The sequence below is a fragment of the Treponema sp. R6D11 genome (assembly GCF_054786075.1).
Window position 1 is genome coordinate 1 of the sequence record NZ_BDHD01000353.1, and the last position, 1,181, is coordinate 1,181.

General features: G+C 43.5%; 2 protein-coding genes. Both read left to right on the plus strand.

Annotation, left to right across the window (positions count from 1 at the left end; all coding sequences use genetic code 11):
• A partial coding sequence (locus tag ACYVTD_RS13055) for a tetratricopeptide repeat protein (RefSeq protein ID WP_461248176.1) occupies positions 1–875 on the plus strand: 875 nt, incomplete at its 5' end.
• Positions 876–962: 87 nt separating this feature from the next.
• Positions 963–1,181, plus strand: a 219-nt coding sequence (locus tag ACYVTD_RS13060) for a hypothetical protein (RefSeq protein WP_461248177.1), incomplete at its 3' end; no start/stop codon positions are given.

Genomic DNA, 1,181 nt, shown 5'->3' on the forward strand with positions numbered 1-1,181 from the left:
TAAACAGCGCGAGTCTTAACCCCTTACAGTCTCAGGAAGAAGCTGCGGCTATAGCCGAGGCTGAAAGGCTTGAGGCAGCCGAAAAAGCGCAGGGTGTTTACAATTTAAAAGCAAGACAGGACGGCGAAAGGATAATTATCACTTTTGACAAAGAAGATAAAGACAGAAACGCTATTCTGTATCGCAGTATGCAGCCAATAACCCGTTCTCATGATTTACTTAACGCCGTAATTGTACAATCGGGAATAGGTTCTCCTTTTGTTGATTTTCCCGTTCCCGTGCCGGGACTTACATGGTATTATGCGGTAATTTATGAGGACGAGATTGCAAGCGGCAACATGGGAATTAAGCCGGGAACAAATGCGACTGTAACTCCTGTTTCCGTAACAAGTGAACAGCCGGTTGAGAGTAACTTGCGCCCAATTCCCCTGCCGGTTCTGACGTTACGCAACACCGTCCCCGAAAGTTATTTTATGACTGAGATTCCAGAACAAGTGACTTTAAGCGCGACATCAGAGAATATTCTGCGCGGTACAAGAATGCCTTCAAAAGCCCCTTTAAAATTAAAAAGACCGCGTGTTTTTTCGGTTGATTTAGTCGCGCCCACAGGCGGCGAAGAATCGGCTTTGTTTCAGATAATTACGGAATATTTTGTAACATTTAAATGGGAAGAGGCAAGAATAAGCTTACAGCATTATTTGTCCATGCCGCGCTCAAAAGACATAGAAGCGCGCGCCCGTTTTTATTTGGGGCAGACTTTGTACTATACCGGTAAATATCGTGAATCGCTCATGGAATTTATGTCGATAAGGTCGCTTCATCTTGCCGAGGCAAACAAGTGGATAGACGCTGTTTTATCGGCAATGGTATATTAACATAAAAAGTAATAATTGACAAAATTAAATAAAAATGTTATAAGTTCTAAATAAATACAAAACTTTGGTTTTACAGGAGATAATTGCATGGAAGACATGCCTCCGTACGATGATAAGCGCGCATTTTTACATTTTAAACGTCCTCGTCTTAACCAACTCTTTGAGGAAGCTGTAAAATATCCGCTGGTAGTGGTCTGCGCGGGAGCGGGTTACGGCAAAACCAGCGCGGTTCATGATTTTGCGCAAGAGTACCATGCAACTACATTTTGGATGCAGCTTTCGGAGCGCGATAACACAAGCGCGCGT